Raw genomic sequence first — 22,316 nt, forward strand, 5'->3', positions numbered from 1 at the left:
TTTAGTTTCGTTTATTGGTTACATACGCCATTTCCGTGGCGATGTGCTTTAATACCTTTTCTGCTTTATCCCGGGCATCAGCTGTTTCGACTTTTTCGAAGGGGAGCTTGAACTGCAGGCTGCTCGTCTGTATATCTTTGCATTCCGCTTCTTTCCCGCTGTCACAAACGATCACAGAAGTCACGTCGCTGCCGGGAAGGGATTTATCAGAAGCTGGCTTTGAGAACAATACGATAGGGTCTGCCTGATCGCTGAAACGCACTTCGTAAGCCGTTGCGTTCCTTCTTTCTGTCTTTGAGACCTTATAGCCGATCTGCGTTAAATAATCGATCAGGCGGGCGTCTACCCCAGAAGCCGTTTTACCGGCAGAAAATACCTTTACGTTTTTATGTTTGTTGGCAAAGCTCAGGGTTTGCAAAAAAACCTGTGATGCCTGGCTACGGAAAGAGTTTTCACTGCAATAAAAAATGATGTTCCAATCGGCGCGGTCCATGTTGCTCATACTAAGATTGCTCTTAATGTTTTCCAAAGATTGTGCATGAGACTGGTCGACCTGTTTCAGGTTCAGCGCCGCAAAATACCGGTCCAATTCAGGATACAACCGCGGTGCCGCATTTTCCCTGTTAAAGGAAGAAAACAATACGATAGTAAGCAGCAGGACGAAAACTGAAATTGTCTTTTTCATTTTTTAAAGGTTTAGATGTGACTAACAACATCCGGAACCAGGCTCGCAGCAGTTCTCAGCCGGTTTATCCGCATACACTGTAATGCTGAAAATGCCGGCCTGTTGGTTCTTAAAACCTGCCAGCTCTTCCGGAGTGAGGTATCTTTCCAAAATATCGTCAGGTATGATGATGGGTTTTTCTTTCTGAATGGTTACATTTTTGAACCCGTTGTTGGTGATCAGCTCCAGGTATACTTCTTTCTGACTGGCGCCGGATACACAGCCCGCGTACATTTCAGCGGCTTCTTTCAGGGAAGAGGGCAGGTTACCTGTCAGTACCACGTCAGAGATACTGAAATGGCCGCCCGGCTTCAGCACGCGAAAGATTTCAGCGAACACTCCGTTTTTGTCGGGTACCAGGTTCAGTACGCAATTACTCACGATAACGTCCGCCACGCTGTCGCTCACAGGCATCTGCTCGATGTCTCCAGCGCGGAACTCCACGTTATGGAAGCCGCGTACCTCCGCGTTATGGCGGGCCTTGTTGATCATCGCTTCTGTGAAGTCGATCCCAATCACCTTACCAGTCTCGCCGGTTTCAGCGCGGGCGATAAAGGCATCGTTACCCGCGCCGGAGCCCAGGTCGATCACTACGTCGCCTTTCCTGATCTTGGCAAACTGGGTAGGCAGGCCGCAGCCCAGGCCGAGGTCGGCATCCGGGTTGTAGCCTTGGAGCGTGGAATAATCTTCATTCATGATATTGTACACCTCTGAAGAACAGCCACCAGAGCCACAGCAGGAGCTGGCATTGGTTTCCTTGTCCTGTAAGGCAATTTCGCTGTATTTCTCCCTTACGAGGTCTTTTAAAGCATTCCCGTTTTCCATATTAAAATGAGTTTAGATTAAAGCTTGAAATGTTATATCGCAATATTACGATTGATTTATTTGCCTGCAAAATTAAATTCCTTTAAATGCTGAGATACAGTGCTTGGTGACAGCCGCACTTCGCTCACGATATCTCCACGCGGGCCGGATGCCCCAAAGCCTTTGCGTATTTTCCGCAGGCGTGCCAGCTACCGGCTGCCAGCAACAGATGGTGAGTGTTTTGATCATAGCATATCAGTATGCTTTCCGCAACATATCTGCAAAATCATCTGGCAGCGGGCTCTGTTCCACCGCCTTTGCCGCTTTCTCCACGTCGTAGGCCACCCTGACGAATTCCACCTTGATGTCGTTTTTCCCCTGCACATCCAGGATCACATAACAGGCGCGGGGATCGCTGTCTTTAGGTTTCCCGACCGCCCCGAGATTGATCACATGCCCGTTCTGCCCGATTTTCCGGTGAAACGGCCTGTGAGTATGCCCGAAGCACATGATGTTCGCGCTGTATTTCTCCAAAAGAGCCTGGAAATCATCTTCATCATGGTCCTCAAAAAGGTATTCATTAATGGCCCTGGGGCTGCCATGCACCAGTAACAGCTCTACAGAGCTTCCGGCACCAGCCGGCACCTGCACGTGCCGATGTTCCTGCATGGCAGAAAGATATTGCCTGCTTTCCGGCGTAAGCAGGAAGTTTGTATACACTCTGTTGTTCCCTGAGCCCGGAGCCGCGGGATCGAAATCTGCAGGGGCGGGCGCCATGCGGGCCACGTCAAAATCATGATTGCCGGCGATGACCGGTATTTCCCGCCCTTTTACCAGTTCTATTACTTCATTGGGCCAGATGTTGTAACCTACCAGGTCGCCCAGGCAGTAAACAGCATCCGGTTTTCTTGTGTCAATATCCGCCAATACCGCTTCCATAGCAGGAAGATTGGCGTGTACGTCGGAAAAAAGAGCTATCCGCATGTCTATTTAATATGTATATTGCAATGTAACGATACTAAAAGTTAAAAAAATAGACAGCCTTTAGCAACAGCTGCCGTCATCGTTTTTAACCTCTACGAAGAAAGCCGCAAAATGCTCCCTGAATTTTTTCCAGCTTCCAGGATGAATGCAGTAACATACGCTTGTTCCTTCCACTGTGCCCTGGATGAGGCCGGCGTTTTTCAGTTCCTTCAGGTGCTGGGAAATGGTCGCTTGTGCCAGGCCCAGTTCCTCCACCAGATCCCCGCAAATGCAGGTATTGACATTGATAAGATATTGTAAAATTGCAATACGGGCCGGGTGAGCTATTACTTTCGCCATATTCGCCATATCGTTCTGCTTCTTGCTGAATAATTCTGTCCGCGTGATTCCCATTATCAGATAATTTATTGCAATATTACGATAAGTTCGCCAGTCCTCAAAATGGCCAATGGAATATAAATGTTAAATATTTATTATAAATCAAAGAAGAGAATGGTAATCAGCATTATTTGAAGACGGCCCGCCGTAATATCCGGTGCAGCTTCGTTCTCGTCGTATGCTGAAGATTGTGGCAGTGATTTCGGGGAGATATACGCGCCGATAGACGGTTTCATTTTTAACGGCGGAATCAGGTTAACGTTGTAATTTGATAAAATATGAAGTATTTGACACGCACGGTTTGGGTACTTTCATTTATCAGCCTGCTGACGGATGTTGCCAGCGAAATGCTGTACCCCGTCATGCCTATTTACCTGCAGAGCATCGGTTTTTCCATCCTGCTGATCGGCGTGCTGGAGGGCGTGGCGGAAGCAACGGCAGGCCTCAGCAAAGGGTATTTCGGGAAGATGTCCGACCACGTGGGTAAGCGTGTACCGTTCGTCCGGCTGGGGTACGTCTTCAGTGCGATTTCCAAACCCATGATGGCGGTGATGATCCAGCCATTGTGGATTTTCCTGGCGCGCACCGTCGACCGGTTGGGCAAAGGCATCCGGACCGGCGCCCGCGACGCGTTGCTGTCCGACGAGGCAACGCCGGCCACCAAAGGCCGGGTTTTCGGCTTCCATCGCTCGATGGACACCCTCGGCGCCGTTATCGGGCCTGCCGTGGCGTTGGTTTATCTGTATTTCTATCCTGGGCAATACCGAACGATGTTCGTGCTGGCATTCATCCCGGGTGTTCTCGCCATCGGGCTGTCTTTTTTCCTGAAGGATAAGCAACGCCCGCCGCAGAGCGCCGCGAAGCGGGTGTCGTTTTTCTCATTCCTTCGGTACTGGAGGGAAAGCCCGGTTGCATATCGTAAGCTGGTAGCGGGGTTACTGGTTTTTACCTTGTGCAATAGTTCCGATGTGTTTTTGCTGCTGAAGGTAAAGCAAGCCGGATTGGGAGATACGGAAACCATTGGTGTGTACATTTTTTACAATCTCGTATATGCCCTTGCGGCGTTCCCGGTCGGAGTGCTTGCCGATCGCATGGGGATGAAGAATATTTTCGTAGTTGGATTACTTCTGTTTGTACTGGTGTATTCCGGGATGACCGTTTCCGGCAGCTGGTATTGGTATGGCGGGCTGTTCCTGCTCTACGCATTGTATGCCGCGGCTACGGAAGGAGTTTCCAAAGCCTGGATCAGTAATATCACGGACAGTTCGGAAACCGCCACGGCCATCGGTACTTATACCGCCTTCCAGAGCATTTGCATCATGCTGGCGAGTTCGCTGACGGGATGGCTGTGGTTTCAGTTCGGGGCTGATATGGCGTTTGGGGTTTCGGCCGCAATTGCGCTGGTTGTGGCTATTTATTTTGTATTAATAATTAATTCCCCGGTAGTTGTTGAAAGTAACCATAGATAACGTTATAAAAGGTTAAGCCTGGCCTGGCTCATTTGCACTCAGATATTTTTTTCTGAAGCCGGAAGGTGGCTCCCCGGTCTTTATAAAAAATAGCCTGCTGAAGTAGGCCGGATCGTCATAGCCCAGGGCATAGGCAATCTCCTTTGCCGTCCAGTCGGTATGTACCAACAGCCGCTTTGCCTCCAGGATGATCCTGTTCTTGATAATGTCATTTGGCTGGGGGAGACTTAGTCGCTTGAACCTGTGGGTGAGGGTCTTTGGCGCAAGCAAAAGCATGTCAGCGTAGTCAGCAACATTGTGCTTTTCCTTGTAATTCGCTTCAACGAGTTGGGTAAACTTCCTGAAGAATTCAAGGTCGGTGCCGGGCCTTGAGGCCATTGCCCCGTCCAGGTGCTGCACCTTCCATAACCGTGTCGACTTGATCAAGAGCTGTTTGAGGTAGGTCCTTATCATTTCTTCCAGCGAGCTGTCCCTCAGTTCAAACTCATCCTGGATCCTGGAGAAGAGATACTCAATGAAGCCGGCATCCTGCTCGGGTATGGTTGTCATGGGCATGTTATTAATGTTATTGAACAGCAGCCCGTCACAGGCAACCTCCTCATCGTGCAGCTGGATGCAATAGAAGTCACGGTTGTAGAACACAAGAAGGCCCGGCTGTCGTCCCAGTTCATCAATGCTGAGTACCTGGTTCGGGCTTATGAAGAACAGCGTGGGGCCGTCCGTGCTGTATATCTTGAAATCCACCTTTATCTCAAACCCCTCATTGAGGTAGAGAACCTTGATATAGGATTTATAGGTTTCAGAATTAATATCTTCAACACTGTCCGAATCGATATGAACCATGCCAATGGTCTTAAGATTTACATCAAAGATGCGCTGTTTCATGAGGGGGCCGGTTAATAAATACTTAAATTAAAATTACCATTCTTGTTGATAAATCCAATTGGGGGTTAAAACAAAAATTACCTGCGGCCCTGGTTTGAGAACCTGCAGGTAGCTCTTGCTTCTATTTCCTTGCAAACTTTTCAAGTTCTGAGTTGAACTTGTCCATCTCTTCCACAAACAGTGCATGTCCGCTTTTCTCGAACCTCACGATGTAGGAGTTTTTCAGGCCCTTGTGCAACTGTTCTGCATGGGCATACCCGATCAATTTATCCTTCACTCCCTGGAATATGGCAACGGGAATTGTGATATCCTTGAGCACCGGGCGAAGGTCAAGCTCTCCAAGGGAGGCGATGGATTCGGTAACCGCATATGGACTTGCCGACAGGTTGATGCTCTCCAGCCATCTTTCGGTATTTTTGGGAAGTGTGGTGCCCTCGGCCGCGAATGCTGCTCCCAGACCTGCGATCAGATCCTCCCTGCTGGTGATGGTCTGCTTGATCAGTCCGGCAGCATCCTCCTCGGATATTCCGTAGCTGTAGCCCGGGCGCTGTTTCCAGGATGGCGCCGCTGCTCCAAAAAGGGCCAGTTTACTAATATGAGCCGATTTGTATTTGTTTATATAATGGATGCTTGCAGCTCCGCCCATTGAAAATCCACCCAGTACGGCATTCTCGATCTTTAGGGTATGAAGGACGGCATAGATATCATCCGAAAAAACGTCAAAGTCGTACTTTCCGTAGGGTTTGTCAGATTTACCGAAACCACGCAGGGAAATCCCGATCACCCTGAAGCCCTTCCTCACCAGGTACTGGTATTGGTACTGGTACATTTCATCACTCAGTGGCCATCCGTGGATCAGCACGATCGGCTGTCCATCTCCAAGGTCTGTTACATGAAGTTTTACACCAGGCTCCACCTCAACATATTCTGCTCTTCCGGCAGAAGCTGAAACCCTTTGGGTTTGTGAAAATGCCAATTGGCTGGTAATTAATGTCATGATCAGGCTGGTTGTTAGAATAAGAGTCTTCATTTTTTTCATTTTTTTTAAATGGTTATAATATTTGTTGTTTGTTGACAGTACAAAGGTGGGGAGAATGCCGGGGGTAAAAAATGGACATACTGATAACTGTCTTGTACATTTTTCCCATGATTCAGATTTATGTGCCACTTCCGCAGTCCACAATTGACTAACGCCTGGATTTATAGCAGACCGGTAATTCTCCGGCTTTCCAACTTATTCAAATGCCCGGGCAAATATGTGGGGCCAATTCAATCTTCGCAATTCGGGAGGAGACCATAAATACCAATTTGTTAGCGCCCGTAAGAATGATGGAGCGATTTCTGAGAACGGGGACATTACTATCGAACATCTACCCAAAGCGTGATGGATGCACTTGGGGGCATTCCCTATGGACGGGCAGCTATGCCAGAAGAAGTTGCCGAACTGGCGGGCTTCGTGGTATCCCCAAGGGCCGGCTATCCGACCGGAAAAGAATTTGTGATCGACGGAGGCACCATACCTGCCATATAAAATATTGATTTTCCACCCCAGGCTGCTGCCAGGGATAAAATACGCGCTGAAATAACCTAAATCATCTGGTCTTTCGATTGAACCGCATTCGATTGAACATGGTCTGGATATCCCTTTAGTATTACCCGCTTTAACCTGTCCTGGTACTCATCTCCCCACAGTCCGACGGAGGTGAGCACGGGTATAAGAGTCTTGCCGAAATCGGTGAGTGTATACTCGACTTTTGGAGGCATTACCGGGTAGATCGTCCTGGCCACAAGCTCATGCTCTTCTAGTTCCTTTAACTGGATGTTGATGACCCGGCGGCTTGCATCTGGTATCTTCCGTTGCAGTTCGCCCGGACGCAGGTAGCCTTCGTTGATGAACCACAATAGCCTGATCTTCCACTTGCCGTAAAGCACCTCTCCGACCAGGTCCAGTCCGCAGCTGAGGCTGGGCAAAGTTTTTTTCTCGTACATGTACCAAAGATATGCGTAGGCTCCCTGACAATCAATACGGATAAATTATTCCCTATCCGAATCGTAATACCCTTATTGCCAGTTATGCAGATACTACCGAAATTTGTACATCAATATGTTAATCTAAAAATAAATATCATGAACTTACCCAAATTAATAACCGACCTGGTCGAAGCACAGAACAGCCACGATGGCGCAGCCTATGCTTCTCTTTTTTCAGAAAATGCCGTAGTATTCGACGAGGGAAAGACACATACCGGAAAAGAGGCAATCCAAAATTGGATCGAAAGATCAAACGAGGAATATCAGAGCGTGTTAAAACCGATCAGCTATAAGGACAGTGACAATGGCTCGGTACTTGAAGCCGAGGTTTCAGGAACATTTCCCGGCAGCCCAGCAGTCCTGCACTTTAATTTCACGTTCCAGCACGGCCTGGTCGGATCGCTGAAGATTACCGGATAGGCACTAGCGCAGGGCAATAACCTGCCAAAACAAAAATCACGGACCGATCAGTCCATAGCAATGCCGCAATATGAATTATCCATATCCAGCAGCATTGCTATTTTTGTTTTTTAAACTATGACCCACCTAGATTTAGTTTTACATAGGTGCATTTGCTATAATTCAAAAATGCTAATTTTTGGTTTTCCATCAAATAGTGCAGTAGAGCGGGTATTAAATGGTAACTAAACATATGGCTACTATTACATATGTTTAGTTAGATTTTCTTAACTTTGCTTTATGCAGGAAAAGATAATTCGGTCCGTCTCCGATAGCAACAACGAACTTAAGCTTAAAAAATTCAATGTCCTCCGAGTTAATGAGGACCGTGCTGCGGCACGCGCCTATAGCAGGAAAGATTTTTATAAGATTTGTTTGACGACCGGAAAAAGTGCCATTCATTATACGGATCGTAGCTTTGAAGCTGAGGGCACTGTTCTGTTTTTCGGCAATCCACATGTGCCCTATTCCTGGGAAATTTTGTCAAGCACGTTTGTTGGCTACACGTGCCTATTCTCAGCGGATTTCCTGAAGGTATCTGAGCGTGATTGTATGCTTCAGCAATCGCCATTTTTCAGGACTGGGGGTACTCCCCTATTAAATATCACTGATGACCAGCGCATTTTCCTCAATGTGCTTTTTGAAAAAATGATAGAGGAACAAAGAAGTGAGTATTCTTTTAAGGATGACCTTGTCCGTAATTATATCAACCTCATCCTTCATGAGGCCATGAAAATGCAACCTTCTGAAAATTTTGACAAGCAAAAAAATGCCGCCTCTAGGATCACTGCTGTTTTTTTGGAACTGCTCGAAAGACAATTCCCTGTTGAAAGCCCTGATAAACCAATCGCCCTGAAAACAGCCCGGGATTACGCTCAGTGTATGTCTATCCATGTGAACTACCTCAGCCGTATGGTCAAAGAGACCACCGGAAAACCTACAAGCAACCATATCGCTGAGCGGATCATAGTTGAAGCAAAAGCCTTGTTACAGCATACTGATTGGAATATTGCAGATATTGCCTATGCTTTGGGCTTTGAATATCCCAGCTACTTCAACAACTATTTTAAACGGATGACCGGTACCAATCCAAAAGCACTTCGCGCCAGCGAGGTTTGAAACTCTTAATCATTGGTTTGATTTCCATAAGCTGCAATAGGTCTAATTACCGAACTTTGTGATAGGAAAGACATTTTAGAAATGTTAATATCTATTAGAGACAATGACTTGTAGAACGCACATTCGGCCTGCACAGTCCTGACTGTGTTGATTTAACTATAGCAACATGAACAAACAAAAGATCCGTGTAGGTTTTATCGGGCTTAACCCCGACAGCCACTGGGCAGCAGCGGCCCACTTACCGGCATTAAATTCATTAGCTGATGATTTTGAGATCGTCGGTGTAGCTAACCGCAGTTATGAAAGCTCAAAAAAAACAGCCGGGGCCTTGAACCTGCCTTATGCCTTTGAGAGTACGCAATCACTGGTAAGCTCCACGGAGATCGACCTGGTTGTGGTAACGGTAAAAGTTCCCTATCACTTTGAACTGGTCAGCGCAGCTTTGAATGCCGGCAAACATGTTTTTTGTGAATGGCCTTTGGGGAACGGGTTGGAGGAAGGCAGGAAACTGGCTGAGCTGGCCAGCCAGAAAGGCGTTATTGCTGCAATCGGAACACAAATGCGCTACGCGCCTGAGGTGACCTACCTGAAACAGCTTATCTCAGATGGTTATGTAGGTAAAGTATTATCCACCACCCTGATCGGTGCCGGAGGTAGCTGGGGAAATGAAGCAACAGAGGATCATTACTACCTCTACGATCAGGCCAATGGTGCAACGCTGCAATCCATACCTTTAGCACATACCCTGGTCGGCATAACGGAGGTTCTTGGCAGTATTGACCAATTATCGGCCCGAATGCTAACACAGTTTGACCAGGTCAGGATTATCGATACGGGAGATTTAAAGGAGAAGAACACCCAGGACCAGTTATTAATACATGGGACATTAAAAGGCGGTGCCGCCTTATCGGTGCATTATCGTGGCGGTATAACACGCGGCACCAACTTATTATGGGAGATCAACGGCACAGAGGGTGACCTGCAAGTAACCGGCGATAATGGGCATGGCCAAATTGTTCAGCTCGTTATTAAAGGCGCGAAAGGTGAGGAAAAAGAGTTAAAAACACTTACCCCGCCTGCCAGTGTCTACAATGGGTGGCCGTCGTTTTCAGGAGCACGTAATGTTGGTCACCTCTATGCACTTATCGCTGAAGATATCCGGACAGGCTCAAGAAAAGCGCCAGATTTCCAGGATGGGGTTGTTCTTCATGAATTGATTGACAGGATAGAAAAATCATCGAAAAATGAAAAAGATAGTTAGCATAAAGTTTCTATCTCTGACACCGAAATATCTGTGTTGGGCCCGCCACAATTATACTATCAGGAGGGAAAAGCCTTCTGATATCGAGGCTATCGATCAGGTAACAAAGGCTGCGTTTGCCTCCGCAGCATATAGCAGCGGAACGGAATCGTTCATCATAAAAGCCCTGCGCGCAAATGGTAAAAACGGATAACAGATGGGAAGGAGCAATCGCTTTAAATAATTACAGCTGCGCAAACTATAAAACCAGGAATGCCAAAAATATAAGTTATTCATGTCCTACACTTGACCTTCCTGACGAACAGACCGGCTTTCCCATTGGTCACGTTCCAACTATATTACTGTGCTACCCATCCCCCATCGACGGTCATTGCGTGGCCGGTTACGAAAGATGCTTCATCGGAGCATAGCCATATCACTGCGTTGGCTACTTCATCCGGATTACCCAGCCGGCCGATGGGCTCCATATTTGCAAACTGCTCTTCCGCTTCTTTTTTGTTTCCGGTAATCCTGTCTATCATCGCCGTTTTAATTGCTCCGGGACAAACGGCATTTACCCTCACCCCGAGCTTTGCGCATTCAAGCGCCGATGTCTTTGTCAACCCGATCACACCATGCTTGGAAGCGACATAGGCCGGCAAGCCGGGAAACCCGACCAACCCGGCAATAGAAGCGCAATTGACAATCACTCCTTTACCTTGTTTCAGCATTTCAGGAATCTCGTATTTCATGCATAGCCAGATGCCTTTAAGGTTAACGCCAACTGTCCTGTCCCAATTATCTTCCGTACAATCCTGTACAGGGGCTGATATTCCCTCGATGCCTGCATTATTAAATGCGTAATCAAGCCTGCCATATGTTGAAATTGTACTTTCAACAAGCTTTTTCACATCAGCTGTTTTTGATACGTCACATTTTACGAAAATAGCTTCCCCGCCGCCCGCAACGATTGCGTTGTAAGTTTCACTATCCTCCACCAGGTCCGCAATTACAACCTTTGCCCCCCTTCCAGAAAATGCGAGGGCTGTTGCTTTGCCAATCCCGAATGAGCCACCGGTCACGATGGCTACCTTGTTTTCAAATGTCTTTTCCATAATTAAATTGGTTTTTAATATCATCAGGCCCGTAATATCTTCATTCTTTATTTCTTCCGCCGCCACAGCAAATACCTGCTATATTTCCGGATGCTGCGGGGATAAAGTTGAGACAGACGAGTGTTATTACCAATGACCAAGATCACGAGCCGCTATGATAAGCGATAGTGCCTCTCAATCTTGCTTCAGCGATGCGGAAGTTTAAAGACAATGTGATGGAAAAGTTATTACGGGCGGAGAACGCCAAGTTACCGCCTGATCCTGCTCCTTCCCTTTTCCCTATTTTTGTGTAAATTCTTTGACCTCATGCAGCCCACAGACATAGCCGGATATATAAATACACACTTCCCCGCCCTGGAGCCATCGCTCCGCGAAGCCATCGCCCGCATCGGTACGCTCAGGGAGGTGCCGGCCGGTGAGACCCTCATGCGCAGCGGACAGTTCCTAAAGTCTACGATGCTGGTGGCTGAAGGCCGTATCAGGATATACCGCGAAGGAGGAGAAGGGGGAGAGATTTTTATGTACGACCTGGAACCGGGCAGCGCATGCGCTTTGTCCATGATCTGCGCGGCATCTGCCAGGGAAAGCAAAGTGATGGGAAAGGCGGAGACGGACGCGGTGGTCATTATGCTGCCCATAGAAGCCATGGAACAGCTGATGCGCGAACACAAAAGCTGGTATCGCTTCGTCGTGGAATCGTACCGCAGCCGGTTCGAGGAATTGCTGGAGGTGCTGGACAGTGTGGCGTTTCATAGTATGGACGAACGCTTACAGATCTATCTGGCCAAACAATCGGCAAAACTTGGTTCCCGGGAATTAAAACTGACCCACCAGGAAATAGCGGCGGACCTCAATTCTTCACGCGAGGTCATTTCCCGTCTCCTGAAAAAGATGGAGCAGCGCGGGCTGATAAGCCTCCGCCGCAACGCTGTCGAAATAAAGTATTCTGTGTAACCAAAGTCACTGTTTTTGACCGGCGTATGAATGAATTTTGAGTAATCAAAACATTGATACGATGATCGTTGGTTACCTGGCCGCCGCTTTTATTGGTTTAGCCCTGGGCATGACGGGGGGCGGAGGCGCAATTCTTACCGTACCGGTACTGGTATATCTCTTCGGCCTTTCCCCCGGGCTGGCCACCTCCTATTCCCTTTTTGTTGTGGGCAGCACCAGCCTTGCAGGCGCGGCCGGCAATTTCCGCCGCCGTCTTGTGGACCTGCGGACGGCCCTGTTATTTGGCCTGCCTTCCGTATTTACCGTGTTCACCGCGCGGAAATTCCTGCTACCGGCCATCCCGGACGTATTGCTGCATTCCGGTGATTTTGCCCTTACTAAAGATGTGGCCACGATGATCCTCTTCGCGTTGCTGATGATCGCAGCAGCGTTTTTCATGCTTAAACCTGAAGCTTTACCCGCCGGGCGGCCCGCTGCACCGGTTTGCGGCAAGTGCCGCCTGGTAGTGTACGGCGTAGGTCTTGGTCTCATTACAGGTTTGCTGGGCGCCGGCGGAGGCTTCCTGCTCATCCCTGCGCTGGTGATACTGGTGAAGCTGCCTATGAAAACTGCGGTGGGCACATCTTTGCTCATTATCGCCGTCAATTCCCTGGCTGGCTTTGCCGGGGACCTCGGGCACTACGATACCGACTGGTTGTTTTTACTGGGGCTCACCGCCATCGCGGTGGCAGGCATCCTGGCCGGTGGCAGATTGGCGCGAAATATTCCCGCCGTTTGGCTGAAGCGTGTATTCGGCCTCCTGGTATTGATAACCGGTACTTACATTCTCATCCGTGAAATTTTATAATGACCATGAATATAATTGAAATGTTGCGGCAGCCCTGGCCCTGGTATGTGGCGGGCCCGCTGATAGGCCTGACCGTGCCCGCGCTGTTGCTGCTGGGCAATAAATCATTTGGCATCAGTTCCTCCCTGCGGCATATGTGCGCTGCCTGCTCACCCAATATCCCCTTTTTTAAATACGACTGGAAAAGCGAAGCCTGGAACCTGTTCTTCGTAGGGGGAATACTCCTTGGCGGTATTGTGTCGGCTTTGTGGCTGGTTGCGCCTGATCTTATCCGGGTGAACCCCTCGCTGGCCGGCGAACTGAGTAGTTACGGAATTGGCATCGGCGGGCTGGTGCCGGAAGACCTCTTCAGCTGGCAGTCGCTGTTCAGCCTGCGAGGGCTCATCGTGATGATCGGCGGCGGCTTCCTGGTTGGCTTCGGGGCAAGATATGCGGGAGGCTGTACCAGCGGGCATGCCATTATGGGGCTTTCCACGCTGCAATGGCCCTCGCTGGTAGCCACGTGCTGTTTTATGGCAGGCGGGTTGCTGATGTCACACTTCCTTTTGCCAGCTATTTTATCAATTTAAAAGCCGCTTTGCAATGATAACAAACAAATTAAAAATGCCCGTCCGGCTGCATGCCGCAGCAAGCGTAATAAAGTCACCGCGTAAGTGGCCTCACCTGCTCCGTTACCTGCTGGTAGGCCTTGCGTTCGGGGTGGTCTTTGTAAAAGCGGAGATCGTCAGCTGGTACCGCATCCAGGAAATGTTCCGGTTCCAATCGTTCCATATGTACGGGGTGATCGGTTCTGCCATCATTACCGGAATGTTGTCTGTATGGCTGATCAAAAAATTCAGGCTGCGCACGATAGATGGCGGTCAGATCACTTTTCAGAAAAAACAATTTCACAAAGGGCAGGTATACGGTGGATTACTGTTCGGATTGGGCTGGGCGCTTACCGGCGCCTGCCCCGGCCCGCTGTTTGCCCAGATAGGCACGGGAGCCACGGTGGTGTCCGTCACTTTGCTGAGTGCTGTGGCAGGAACCTGGGTCTACGGCCGCTACCGGGAAAAGCTGCCGCATTAGCGCCCGTAATTATCAGGAGCCGCGGTGACCGTGGTCACCGTCTTTCAATCAGCTTAGTGCTAATTTGCCATTAAAATAATCAACGATGAAAATTCAACAATTCGAAGACCGTCCGCTGGCACATTATTCTTACGCCATCTTAAGCATATCCGCGTCTGAAATCGTATTGATCGATCCTTCGAGGGATATCGCGCCTTACCTCGAGTTTGCCAGGGCAAACCAAGCGAAAATAACCGGCGTGATAGAAACGCACCCGCATGCGGATTTTGCAAGCGGCCACCTGGAATTGCACCAGCTTACCGGAGCCAGCATATATTGTTCCCGCCTCTCCGGCGTCAGTTACCCGCACCGGGATTTTGATGAGGGGGATGAGATCGTGCTGGGAAAAATAAAGCTCAAAGCGCTCAATACGCCGGGCCATTCCCCGGACAGCATCAGCATTGTGCTGGAGCACGAAGGGGCAGACAAAGCGGTGTTCACCGGCGATACGCTGTTCATAGGTGATTGCGGCCGGCCCGACCTGCGCGAGCACGCAGGCAGCATCATGGCGGCCCGTGAAGTGCTGGCCAGGCAAATGTACCATTCACTCCGTGAAAAACTGGCGGTGCTGGACGATGCCGTAACGGTATACCCCGCGCATGGCGCAGGCTCGCTTTGCGGGAAGTCGCTGAGCCAGGAGAGCAGCAATACGATTGGCGAGGAAAAACGCAGCAACTGGTCGTTGCAGCAAATGCCCGAAGATGAATTCGTGCGGATGCTTATCAGCGAGCAGCCGTTCATCCCCGCTTATTTTCCATACGACGTGGAGGTGAACCGCAAAGGAGCTGAAGCGCTGGATACTGCACTGGAAAGGATCAATTTTTCGGAAGTTGCGGTAGCTCCGGTGAAGGGAGTTGTCATTATAGATGCGCGGCCCGCTTCAACATTCAAAGACGGTGCCCTTCCAGGGTCCGTTAACCTCCAGGAAGGCAACGCCTTTGAAACCTGGCTGGGAACGCTGGTGAAGCCCGGCGAACCTTTTTACCTCGCGGCCGGAAACACAGAAAAGCTCCGTGCGCTGGCTGCCCGGGCAGCGAAGATCGGGTATGAACCGATGATAAAAGGCGCATTTGTATTACAGGACGGCCCGGAGAAAATGGGCCGGTTGGATGTGGAGGATTTTAAATCGCATGAGTCCTCGTATACCATCCTGGATATCCGCAGCGCTGCCGAAGCGGCTGCCACCCCCATTTTTCGCGATGCCTTGAATATCCCGCTGAACGAACTGCGCGAAAGGGCGGAAGAAGTGCCGGCAGGCAAGCCCGTGGTGGTACATTGCGCGGGAGGCTACCGCAGTGCTGCGGGCAGCAGCATCATGGCTGGTGTATTACGCGGCAAAACCCCGGTGTACGACCTTGGAGAAGCGGTGAAGGAATTCACCCTCCCGGTGCTGAAAGCATAATAAAGAACGGCCGCTATCCAGGCGGCCGTTCTTATTCCCGCAATCTGAACGGAAATTCTGATGAATGCATAAAAACGTTATTGTTGCGGATGCTTTTTACGGCGGAGTGAATTGATGCCCAACAGGCTGTACACCGGGCAGTTGCCAGCTATCGCCGTCAGGAAAAATACCACCGCTGCAACAACCAGTATGATGCCGCCCGCGCCGTAAATGATACCCGCATTGTACAGGAAGGCAATAGCCAGGGCAATTATGATGCGGATGATCCTGTCGGCGGTTCCCATATTGATTTTCATGGTGTGAAATTTTATATCTTAAAGATACTCCGTGACGGCCGCCGGGGAAATGACAGCCGTCACCGCCACGGATGATCGTAAACGCAATGATCACCGTCATCATTTGCCCGCTGCCGGGTCATTGACCGGCAGCACCGGCAGGCATACTTTTACCAGAACCGCCAAAGCACTGCCTGGCGGTTTATTCCCAAACGAAAAACACCTCCAGATGCCTGACCACCTGACCACCTTCCCCCTGCCCGCCGCCGGGTTACGCCAGACTGAGGCTGAAAAATTGCAGCTCCAATCCGGGAAAAATCTCATTCGCATTCGGAAGCGGCATTTCCTGAAATTTGTGCTGAATATCGTGGCGGAGCCGATGTTCATGATGCTGGCAGCGGCCACCTCAGTTTATTTTATCGTAGGCGAGAATGCGGAAGGTATCATGACGGCCGTGGCTATCCTGATCGTCACGGCAATATCCGTCTTCCAGGATGTGCGAAGCTCAAATGCGGTGAAAGCCCTGCAGGCGTATACTCAGGAAAAAACAAGGGTCATCCGCGACAATGCCGAGAGGCTTATTCCCCCGGAAGATCTTGTGCCAGGGGATATCATTATCCTGGAAGAAGGCAATATGGTGCCCGCGGATGCAAAGCTGGTGCATGAAAACGATTTTACGGTCAACGAATCGGTGATAACTGGAGAATCTTTCCCGGTGAAAAAGGACGCGCGAACGGAGAACGACGTTATCTACCAGGGCACTACCGTGAATTCCGGAATGTGTTATGCTTCCGTAACGGCCATCGGGTCGCAAACGCAATTGGGGAAACTGGGAAAAGCCGCTGAGGCGCTGAGCGGGCCTAAAACCTTGCTGCAAAAGCAGGTGGGGCGGTATGTAAAGCAGCTGGCTGTTTTTGGGATCACGGCTTTCGTGTTGGTTTGGATCATCAACTACGCACAAAGCGGGATGGTGCTGCAAAGCCTGTTATTTGCCCTCGTACTGGCCATGGCGGCCATCCCGGAAGAGATCCCCGTTGCTTTTTCCTCTTTTATGGCGCTCGGCGCATATCAGCTCAGCAGGCTGGGTATTATTTCCCGTAACCCGCAGGTGATCGAAAATCTCGGAGCGGTGGATGTGATTTGCCTGGATAAAACCGGGACCATTACAGAAAACAGGATGTCTGTAAAATCGGTATTCAGTTTCGATAACGGGAAATTGTCGCTTGCAGCGGATGGCGAACGCAGGCGGCAGGTCTTGTTATACGCTATGCTGGCCAGCGAGCGGGCTCCATTCGACGCTATGGAAAAAGCAATCGTAGAAACGGCCGGCTCTGCCGGGGCCGCCCGGTTGCCCGGTTCCGCCATCCAGGTAGCGGAATACCCGCTGGAGGGCAGGCCGCCCATGATGACCCATATCTATCGTTGGGAAGATACTAGGATCGCCGCCGGCAAAGGCGCTATTGAAAGAATTCTGAATGTATGCAGGCTCAGCGGCGATGTAATAAAGACCATCCAGGAGATGGCGCGCGGCGAAGCGGCGAAAGGTTACCGCATCATAGGAATAGCCAGCGCCGGTTGCGCGGAAGGTGAATTGCCCGAAACGCAGGACGGGTTCACATGGAACTTCGAAGGGATGTTATGCCTGTACGATCCGCCAAGAAAAAACGTGCCGGGTGTGATCGGCCGGCTTCACAAGGCAGGAATAGAAGTTAAATTGCTGACAGGCGACTATCCCGAGACCGCTATCAATATTTCAACACAGGTGGGGATCAGGAACCACGGGAAAAGTATTTCCGGCGACAGCGTCATGGCGATGAACGAAGAACAGCTGGCCGCGGCGGCGCAGGAGGAAAATATATTCGCAAGGATGTTCCCGGAGGCCAAGCACCGGGTTATCAAAGCCCTCCAGGCGAAAGGCCATATCGTTGCCATGATCGGCGACGGGGTCAATGACGTGCCTGCCCTTAAGACTGCGGATATAGGCATTGCCATGGGAGAAAAAGGCGCTGAACTGGCGCGCGGGTCTTCAGACCTGGTTATTACAGACGATAACCTGGATAAGCTGACGGAAGCCATCCGCCAGGGAAGGAAGATCTTCGTAAACCTGAAAAAATCCATACGGTATATTATCACCATTCATATACCCATCATTCTCGCCGTCACCCTGCCGCTGATATTGGGCTGGCCGGTCGCCAATATTTTTACGCCCGTTCATATTATATTCCTGGAACTGATCATGGGCCCTACCTGTTCTTTATTTTTCGAACGCGAACCGGTAGAATCATATATCATGGAAGCGGGGCCGCGCAACCGCAGGGAAGGTATTATGAGCCGCTATGAGTTTGGAATCAGCATATGGCAGGGGCTGGCGGTAACCGCCGCGGTGCTGGGCCTTTATTATGTCAGGATGAAGGATCAGCGCTCATTGGAGGAGATAAGAACAGAAGTATTGACGGCCCTGCTGTTTGCAAACTTTTTTCTCACTTTTGCCAACCGGTCTTTTACAGCGCATTTTTTTCAGACCATTCGTTACCGCAACAAACTGGCGCCCTGGGTATTGACGGCTTCTCTTGCATTTATAGCGGTTATCCTGTTCGTACCGCAGGTGCGCAGCGTATTCGGGCTCGTGCCGCTGCCCCTCCCCGGCCTGTTGGTCTGTATCTCGCTGGCTTTTGTGAGTGTGGGCTGGTATGAACTGTACAAATACTTTAAGAGCAGGAAGCAACAAAATGCGGTCAGTTTTCCGATGTAGGCGCATCTGCCTGCATCATAAACTCTACCGTGAAAGTCGTACCTTTTCCCAACGCGCTCAGGCAGTTTACTTTCCCGTTCATCAGCTCGCTGTATTTGCTCACGATATGCAGGCCCAGGCCGGTGCCTTGTATGTTGCTGACGTTGGAGCCCCTGTAAAACCGTTCGAACAGATGCTGCTGGTCTTCCTCGGAAATACCCACGCCCTCGTCCGAAACGGTAAGAATGATCTTTTCCTGCGAAACATCGGTCTTGATACGGATCACAGAGCCCGGACCCGAAAATTTGATGGCATTGCCAAGCAGGTTAATCACTACGTGCCTGAAAAGCGAGGGGTCCAGCAGGATGTCTGCAGGGCCGGAATGAACGTAATCGATCTGCTGTCTTTCTTTCAACATGCCCTGCACTTCCTGTATAATGGTTTGCAGGTGTTCGTTGACGTCAAATTGGGAAAGGCGTACCTGTACTTTTCCTTCTTCGATTTTCCCCACGGAGAGGAAATCGTTGAGAATGTCAGTCAGCAGGTTTACGGAGGTGATAATACGTTGAAGGTGCTTATTCCGCCTGAGCTGTTCTTCTTCGCTGTTGTATTGTTTCACCAGGAAGGCAGAAGACAGGATAGTGCTAAGCGGTGTGCGGAACTCGTGGGAGGCCATGGAAACGAACCTGGATTTCAGTTCGCTCAGCTCCTTTTCCTTACCGAGCGCCGCCGTCAGTCCTTCTTTTGACCTTTCCAACTCTTCCAGGGCACGCCGCAGCTGCAGGGTCCGTTCTTCCACCATCAGCTCCAGCTCATTATTCATTTTCTCGATCGCTTCTTCCGCTTTCTTGCGTTCGGTGATATTATTGACATAAGCGATCACAAAGCGCCCTTCTTCGTTATTGTAATGGCTCAGGCTGATCTCAACTGGGAATTCCGAGCCGTCTTTCCTTACGGCAAAAAGATCGAGCCCCGTGCCCATAGGGCGGCTTTGAGGATGGGCGTTAAACCGCGCCCTGTGTTTTTCATGCTGCCTGTGCACCCGCTGGGGGATGAGCGTCTCCACTTTCCTGTTGATCAGCTCTTCCCGTTCGTACCCGAACTGGTGAAGGGCAAAGTCGTTGATCATAATGATCCGCCCCAACTGGTCCGCTACCAGGATGCCGATGCTGGCATAGTCGAAAAGCGCCCCGAAACGTTCCAGCTCCCGCGTCAGCTGTTTTTTATACTGGCTGTCTTCAGGAGCGTTGGTAACCCGGTAGAGGCAAAAGGTACGATCCGAGAACCTGAAATGCAGCTTTTCATAATACAGGTGAATCACTTCTGCTCTCGGCAGGTTTATGTTAAACCAGCCCTTGTCTTCTGCTTCGGGAACCGCCCGCAGTATTTTAAGGGGCATACCGGCATCCGGGCTGCCGGTGATACGTGATGCCCCGTTGTTCTGGTACACCAGTTCAAACGCAGGTAATTCCACAATGGCGGCAAGACCGTTCCAATGTTCCATCATAGCGGCATTCACTGCCAGCAAAAAATTGATGTCGGGTGTTTGAGATGCGTGGTTCATGAAGGCGCCGTATTGTTTAAAATGGACCACGTTCGCTGGTCCGGATCGATATCAGGCAGGAAATTAAGGAATTTGAGGAGTAATATTATTTTTTCAGGAGATCGTAGAGCTGTTCCGCATCGTCTTTTTTGCAGAGCGCGGTGCCGGGGTTCAAGGTTGCCGCTGTTCCGCAGGCTACGCCAAAGCGTATGGCCTCCCGGATATCCAGCCCGCGCTGTAACGCCAGCACCATGCCGGCCACCATACTGTCTCCCGCGCCCACCGTGCTCACCCGTTTCACGACCGGCGCGGGTGTTTTTTCAGTGATATCCGCGGTTACCAGCAGCGCCCCGGCTTCTCCCATGGAAATGGCCAGCACCTGGCAACTTCCGCGCTGGATGATGTCGCGGGCCGCAGAAACCGCATCGGCCTCCAGTAATTTTTCTTTGCCCGTTAACGCCGCCAGCTCTCCCAGGTTCGGTTTCGCCAGGTAAACGCCGGCTTGCATTGCCTGTTGCAGGCCTTCTCCCGAAACATCGGCCACCAGCCTGACGCTTTTATCTCGGGCTGCTTCCGCCAGCTCTTTAAAGATGCCGGGCTCCAGACCGGAAGGCTGGCTTCCGCTGATCACAAGGTAACCTGCGCCGTCCAGTAACTTATGCGCCGTTGCCCTCAAAACCCGGCTTTCAGCCGGCGTTACTTCAGGCCCGGGCATAATGAACCGGTATTGCCGTTGGCTGGATTGATCGGTAATGTTCAGGTTTTCCCGTGTTTCCCCGGCTATGTCAACCGCTATGCCCCGGATGCCTTCTTTTTCAAGCAAGGCGGTCAACCGCTTGCCGGAGGGGCCGCCTGAAAAATACAGTGGCACCGCAGCGCCGCCCAGCCGGGTAACAACCCTGGCCACATTGATGCCGCCGCCGCCGGGTTCGAATACTGGCGTGGCGCACCGCAGTTTTTTATCTGGCTGCAGCGAACCAACGGTAGAGGTTTTATCCAGGGCCGGATTTAAAGTGATCGTCAGGATATATTTCATACCTGGTTTAAGTTATAAACCGGCCTTTGCTGCAACACTCCTTTACCGATCAGGTACAGGAACTGCGGATCGAAATCGTCCTGGTGGTTAAGCGGCCTCAGACCATCGTGATCATCCCGGGCAAAGCAGACTTCCACACCTTCAATATCAACGCTGATCTTAAAAAAAGCGCCCTGGTAAACGATCTTAACCGGCAGCTGCCATACCTTGCTGCCGTAGGCGATGGTGATCAGGTATTGTTCAGTAGACATTTGAATAGCATTAAAAGGTTAATAAAAATACATTATGAAAGTTTCGTATACCTTAAAAAGCACCCACACCAGCAGTTCCCGCAGGAACGGCAGGCCCAGGTAAGCCAGCAAAAGCGTAATGCCCCAGGCTATTTCCGTAGAAGTCAGGCGTGGCCCGACATAAGGCTGCGCAGTATGCGGATGGGAATATGCGGTTTGCATAACGAAAGGTTTAAAATGAAATAATACTGGTGTAAATCTCCTTCATCTGCGCAAGGTTTGCAATGATGAATGGCAAGGGGCACAATGATAACCGTCATTTAAGCTAAAACCGCCGGTCATTTTATGCGTTGCCCGACAGCTGTAAATTGTTGTGGAAATCCTATCTCTCACAACAAAAAATGATCTCGTTATGTTCGCCAATGTCTTTTCCCCGGAATTTTATGTCACTAACGGCATTAGCCTGTTCGTGTTGGTGATGGCTTTCAGGAAGCCCAGGCTCGGCAGGCTCTGGATGGCGCTGATATTTGTGTCGGCCGCGGTGGTAAACGGTGTGCTGGCCGTTAAATCTCCCCAAAGCTACCTGGCATTTGCCAATGTGGCTGTTTTTGACTGGTATACCCGGTATATAGAGGGCCCTTTTAGTGAACATATCCCGCTCATTGTAGGCACGATCGCCTTTTTGCAGTTACTGACAGGTTTTTTTATGCTGCATAAGGGTCAGTTGGGAAAAGCCGCTTTCATGGCGGGGATGATATTCTTCTGGGCCATTGCGCCGCTGGGGGCCGGCGCGGCTTTCCCGGCGCCGGTTTTGCTGGCGGCGGCATGCCTGGTGATACTGTTGAAATGGGGGAAATTAAATACAGGCAAAGGACGGCAAACACAGGTAGCCATTTAGTTTTACCTATGATCAATTTTCGGAAATCCGGGATTTGCCCTACATTTACGATGTATAATTGTAACTCGCTTTTTTTTCATCAAAA

The 22,316-nt window shown here is 50.3% G+C and carries 26 protein-coding genes; 12 read left to right on the forward strand and 14 right to left on the reverse strand.

Features of this window, described 5'->3' with window-relative positions; all coding sequences use genetic code 11:
* Position 1: 1 nt before the first annotated feature.
* The 5 genes from ACTJIK_RS16180 to ACTJIK_RS16200 form a co-directional block, all read right to left on the reverse strand.
* Entirely contained in the window at positions 2–685 is a 684-nt protein-coding gene (locus ACTJIK_RS16180; protein ID WP_440647907.1) for an arsenate reductase/protein-tyrosine-phosphatase family protein, read from the reverse strand.
* A 21-nt stretch (positions 686–706) separates the two neighbouring features.
* Positions 707–1,549, reverse strand: coding sequence for an arsenite methyltransferase (locus ACTJIK_RS16185; protein ID WP_440647909.1), 843 nt, complete (start codon positions 1,547–1,549; stop codon positions 707–709).
* Between the two features lie 56 nt (positions 1,550–1,605).
* Positions 1,606–1,677, reverse strand: coding sequence for a hypothetical protein (locus tag ACTJIK_RS16190; RefSeq protein ID WP_440649215.1), 72 nt, complete (start codon positions 1,675–1,677; stop codon positions 1,606–1,608).
* A gap of 106 nt (positions 1,678–1,783) precedes the next feature.
* The gene (locus tag ACTJIK_RS16195) at positions 1,784–2,512 is read right to left on the reverse strand and encodes a metallophosphoesterase family protein (protein ID WP_440647911.1); all 729 of its coding nucleotides are present in this window, start codon (positions 2,510–2,512) and stop codon (positions 1,784–1,786) included.
* A 60-nt stretch (positions 2,513–2,572) separates the two neighbouring features.
* Positions 2,573–2,905: an ArsR/SmtB family transcription factor gene (locus ACTJIK_RS16200; RefSeq protein WP_440647913.1), complete on the reverse strand. Its 333-nt coding sequence runs from the start codon at positions 2,903–2,905 to the stop codon at positions 2,573–2,575.
* 263 nt (positions 2,906–3,168) lie between these two features.
* On the opposite strand from ACTJIK_RS16200, the gene ACTJIK_RS16205 reads away from it, so the two are divergent.
* On the forward strand, positions 3,169–4,359 hold the full coding sequence (locus ACTJIK_RS16205; RefSeq protein ID WP_440647915.1) for an MFS transporter: 1,191 nt from the start codon (positions 3,169–3,171) through the stop codon (positions 4,357–4,359).
* Positions 4,360–4,371: 12 nt separating this feature from the next.
* Here the strand turns inward: ACTJIK_RS16205 and ACTJIK_RS16210 are convergent, their stop codons facing one another.
* Together ACTJIK_RS16210 and ACTJIK_RS16215 are read right to left on the reverse strand one after the other, a co-directional pair.
* On the reverse strand, positions 4,372–5,244 hold the full coding sequence (locus ACTJIK_RS16210; RefSeq protein ID WP_440647917.1) for a helix-turn-helix domain-containing protein: 873 nt from the start codon (positions 5,242–5,244) through the stop codon (positions 4,372–4,374).
* Positions 5,245–5,365: 121 nt separating this feature from the next.
* On the reverse strand, positions 5,366–6,274 hold the full coding sequence (locus ACTJIK_RS16215) for an alpha/beta fold hydrolase (protein ID WP_440647919.1): 909 nt from the start codon (positions 6,272–6,274) through the stop codon (positions 5,366–5,368).
* 393 nt (positions 6,275–6,667) lie between these two features.
* Between ACTJIK_RS16215 and ACTJIK_RS16220 the strand changes: the two genes are divergently transcribed.
* Positions 6,668–6,775 carry a hypothetical protein gene (locus tag ACTJIK_RS16220; protein ID WP_440647921.1) on the forward strand — a complete coding sequence of 36 codons (108 nt, stop codon included), beginning with the start codon at positions 6,668–6,670 and terminating at the stop codon, positions 6,773–6,775.
* 56 nt (positions 6,776–6,831) lie between these two features.
* Here ACTJIK_RS16220 and ACTJIK_RS16225 read toward each other — a convergent pair whose 3' ends face one another.
* Positions 6,832–7,233 carry a winged helix-turn-helix transcriptional regulator gene (locus ACTJIK_RS16225; RefSeq protein ID WP_440647923.1) on the reverse strand — a complete coding sequence of 134 codons (402 nt, stop codon included), beginning with the start codon at positions 7,231–7,233 and terminating at the stop codon, positions 6,832–6,834.
* Between the two features lie 138 nt (positions 7,234–7,371).
* On the opposite strand from ACTJIK_RS16225, the gene ACTJIK_RS16230 reads away from it, so the two are divergent.
* The 3 genes from ACTJIK_RS16230 to ACTJIK_RS16240 all read left to right on the forward strand — a co-directional run bounded on the left by ACTJIK_RS16230 (position 7,372) and on the right by ACTJIK_RS16240 (position 10,114).
* A complete protein-coding gene (locus ACTJIK_RS16230) occupies positions 7,372–7,695 on the forward strand; it encodes a nuclear transport factor 2 family protein (protein WP_440647925.1) in 324 nt (107 codons plus the stop codon).
* A 279-nt stretch (positions 7,696–7,974) separates the two neighbouring features.
* Entirely contained in the window at positions 7,975–8,853 is an 879-nt protein-coding gene (locus ACTJIK_RS16235) for a helix-turn-helix domain-containing protein (RefSeq protein ID WP_440647927.1), read from the forward strand.
* A 166-nt stretch (positions 8,854–9,019) separates the two neighbouring features.
* Positions 9,020–10,114 (forward strand): Gfo/Idh/MocA family protein, encoded by a 1,095-nt coding sequence (locus ACTJIK_RS16240; protein WP_440647929.1) that lies wholly within the window; start codon positions 9,020–9,022, stop codon positions 10,112–10,114.
* Between the two features lie 338 nt (positions 10,115–10,452).
* Here the strand turns inward: ACTJIK_RS16240 and ACTJIK_RS16245 are convergent, their stop codons facing one another.
* Positions 10,453–11,274 (reverse strand): SDR family oxidoreductase, encoded by an 822-nt coding sequence (locus ACTJIK_RS16245; RefSeq protein WP_440647931.1) that lies wholly within the window; start codon positions 11,272–11,274, stop codon positions 10,453–10,455.
* A 240-nt stretch (positions 11,275–11,514) separates the two neighbouring features.
* Here ACTJIK_RS16245 and ACTJIK_RS16250 point away from each other — a divergent pair, with 240 nt between their 5' ends.
* From ACTJIK_RS16250 to ACTJIK_RS16270, 5 genes are all read left to right on the forward strand, one after another.
* Positions 11,515–12,162, forward strand: a complete 648-nt coding sequence (locus ACTJIK_RS16250; protein ID WP_440647933.1) for a Crp/Fnr family transcriptional regulator — start codon at positions 11,515–11,517, stop codon at positions 12,160–12,162.
* A 61-nt stretch (positions 12,163–12,223) separates the two neighbouring features.
* Positions 12,224–13,009, forward strand: coding sequence for a sulfite exporter TauE/SafE family protein (locus ACTJIK_RS16255; RefSeq protein ID WP_440647935.1), 786 nt, complete (start codon positions 12,224–12,226; stop codon positions 13,007–13,009).
* Positions 13,010–13,014: 5 nt separating this feature from the next.
* On the forward strand, positions 13,015–13,578 hold the full coding sequence (locus ACTJIK_RS16260) for a YeeE/YedE family protein (protein ID WP_440647937.1): 564 nt from the start codon (positions 13,015–13,017) through the stop codon (positions 13,576–13,578).
* Positions 13,579–13,591: 13 nt separating this feature from the next.
* Complete coding sequence (locus ACTJIK_RS16265) at positions 13,592–14,077, forward strand: DUF6691 family protein (protein ID WP_440647939.1); 486 nt, start codon at positions 13,592–13,594, stop codon at positions 14,075–14,077.
* A gap of 85 nt (positions 14,078–14,162) precedes the next feature.
* Complete coding sequence (locus ACTJIK_RS16270; protein ID WP_440647941.1) at positions 14,163–15,518, forward strand: MBL fold metallo-hydrolase; 1,356 nt, start codon at positions 14,163–14,165, stop codon at positions 15,516–15,518.
* A 77-nt stretch (positions 15,519–15,595) separates the two neighbouring features.
* Here ACTJIK_RS16270 and ACTJIK_RS16275 read toward each other — a convergent pair whose 3' ends face one another.
* Positions 15,596–15,814: a YgaP family membrane protein gene (locus tag ACTJIK_RS16275; protein ID WP_440647943.1), complete on the reverse strand. Its 219-nt coding sequence runs from the start codon at positions 15,812–15,814 to the stop codon at positions 15,596–15,598.
* A 208-nt stretch (positions 15,815–16,022) separates the two neighbouring features.
* On the opposite strand from ACTJIK_RS16275, the gene ACTJIK_RS16280 reads away from it, so the two are divergent.
* Positions 16,023–18,545, forward strand: coding sequence for a cation-translocating P-type ATPase (locus tag ACTJIK_RS16280; protein ID WP_440647945.1), 2,523 nt, complete (start codon positions 16,023–16,025; stop codon positions 18,543–18,545).
* Here ACTJIK_RS16280 and ACTJIK_RS16285 read toward each other — a convergent pair.
* The 4 genes from ACTJIK_RS16285 to ACTJIK_RS16300 all read right to left on the reverse strand — a co-directional run bounded on the left by ACTJIK_RS16285 (position 18,529) and on the right by ACTJIK_RS16300 (position 21,555).
* Entirely contained in the window at positions 18,529–20,088 is a 1,560-nt protein-coding gene (locus ACTJIK_RS16285) for a PAS domain-containing sensor histidine kinase (protein ID WP_440647947.1), read from the reverse strand. The genes ACTJIK_RS16280 and ACTJIK_RS16285 overlap by 17 nt on opposite strands.
* An 85-nt stretch (positions 20,089–20,173) precedes the next feature.
* Positions 20,174–21,103 (reverse strand): 1-phosphofructokinase family hexose kinase, encoded by a 930-nt coding sequence (locus ACTJIK_RS16290; RefSeq protein ID WP_440647949.1) that lies wholly within the window; start codon positions 21,101–21,103, stop codon positions 20,174–20,176.
* The gene (locus ACTJIK_RS16295) at positions 21,100–21,354 is read right to left on the reverse strand and encodes a hypothetical protein (protein WP_440647951.1); all 255 of its coding nucleotides are present in this window, start codon (positions 21,352–21,354) and stop codon (positions 21,100–21,102) included. Before ACTJIK_RS16295 ends, ACTJIK_RS16290 begins: the two co-directional genes overlap by 4 nt.
* An 18-nt stretch (positions 21,355–21,372) precedes the next feature.
* A complete protein-coding gene (locus ACTJIK_RS16300; RefSeq protein ID WP_440647953.1) occupies positions 21,373–21,555 on the reverse strand; it encodes a hypothetical protein in 183 nt (60 codons plus the stop codon).
* A 190-nt stretch (positions 21,556–21,745) separates the two neighbouring features.
* Here ACTJIK_RS16300 and ACTJIK_RS16305 point away from each other — a divergent pair, with 190 nt between their 5' ends.
* Positions 21,746–22,231: a hypothetical protein gene (locus ACTJIK_RS16305; RefSeq protein ID WP_440647955.1), complete on the forward strand. Its 486-nt coding sequence runs from the start codon at positions 21,746–21,748 to the stop codon at positions 22,229–22,231.
* Positions 22,232–22,316 lie beyond the last annotated feature (85 nt).

Source organism: Chitinophaga sp. 22620 (genome assembly GCF_052044405.1).
Taxonomy (GTDB): domain Bacteria; phylum Bacteroidota; class Bacteroidia; order Chitinophagales; family Chitinophagaceae; genus Chitinophaga.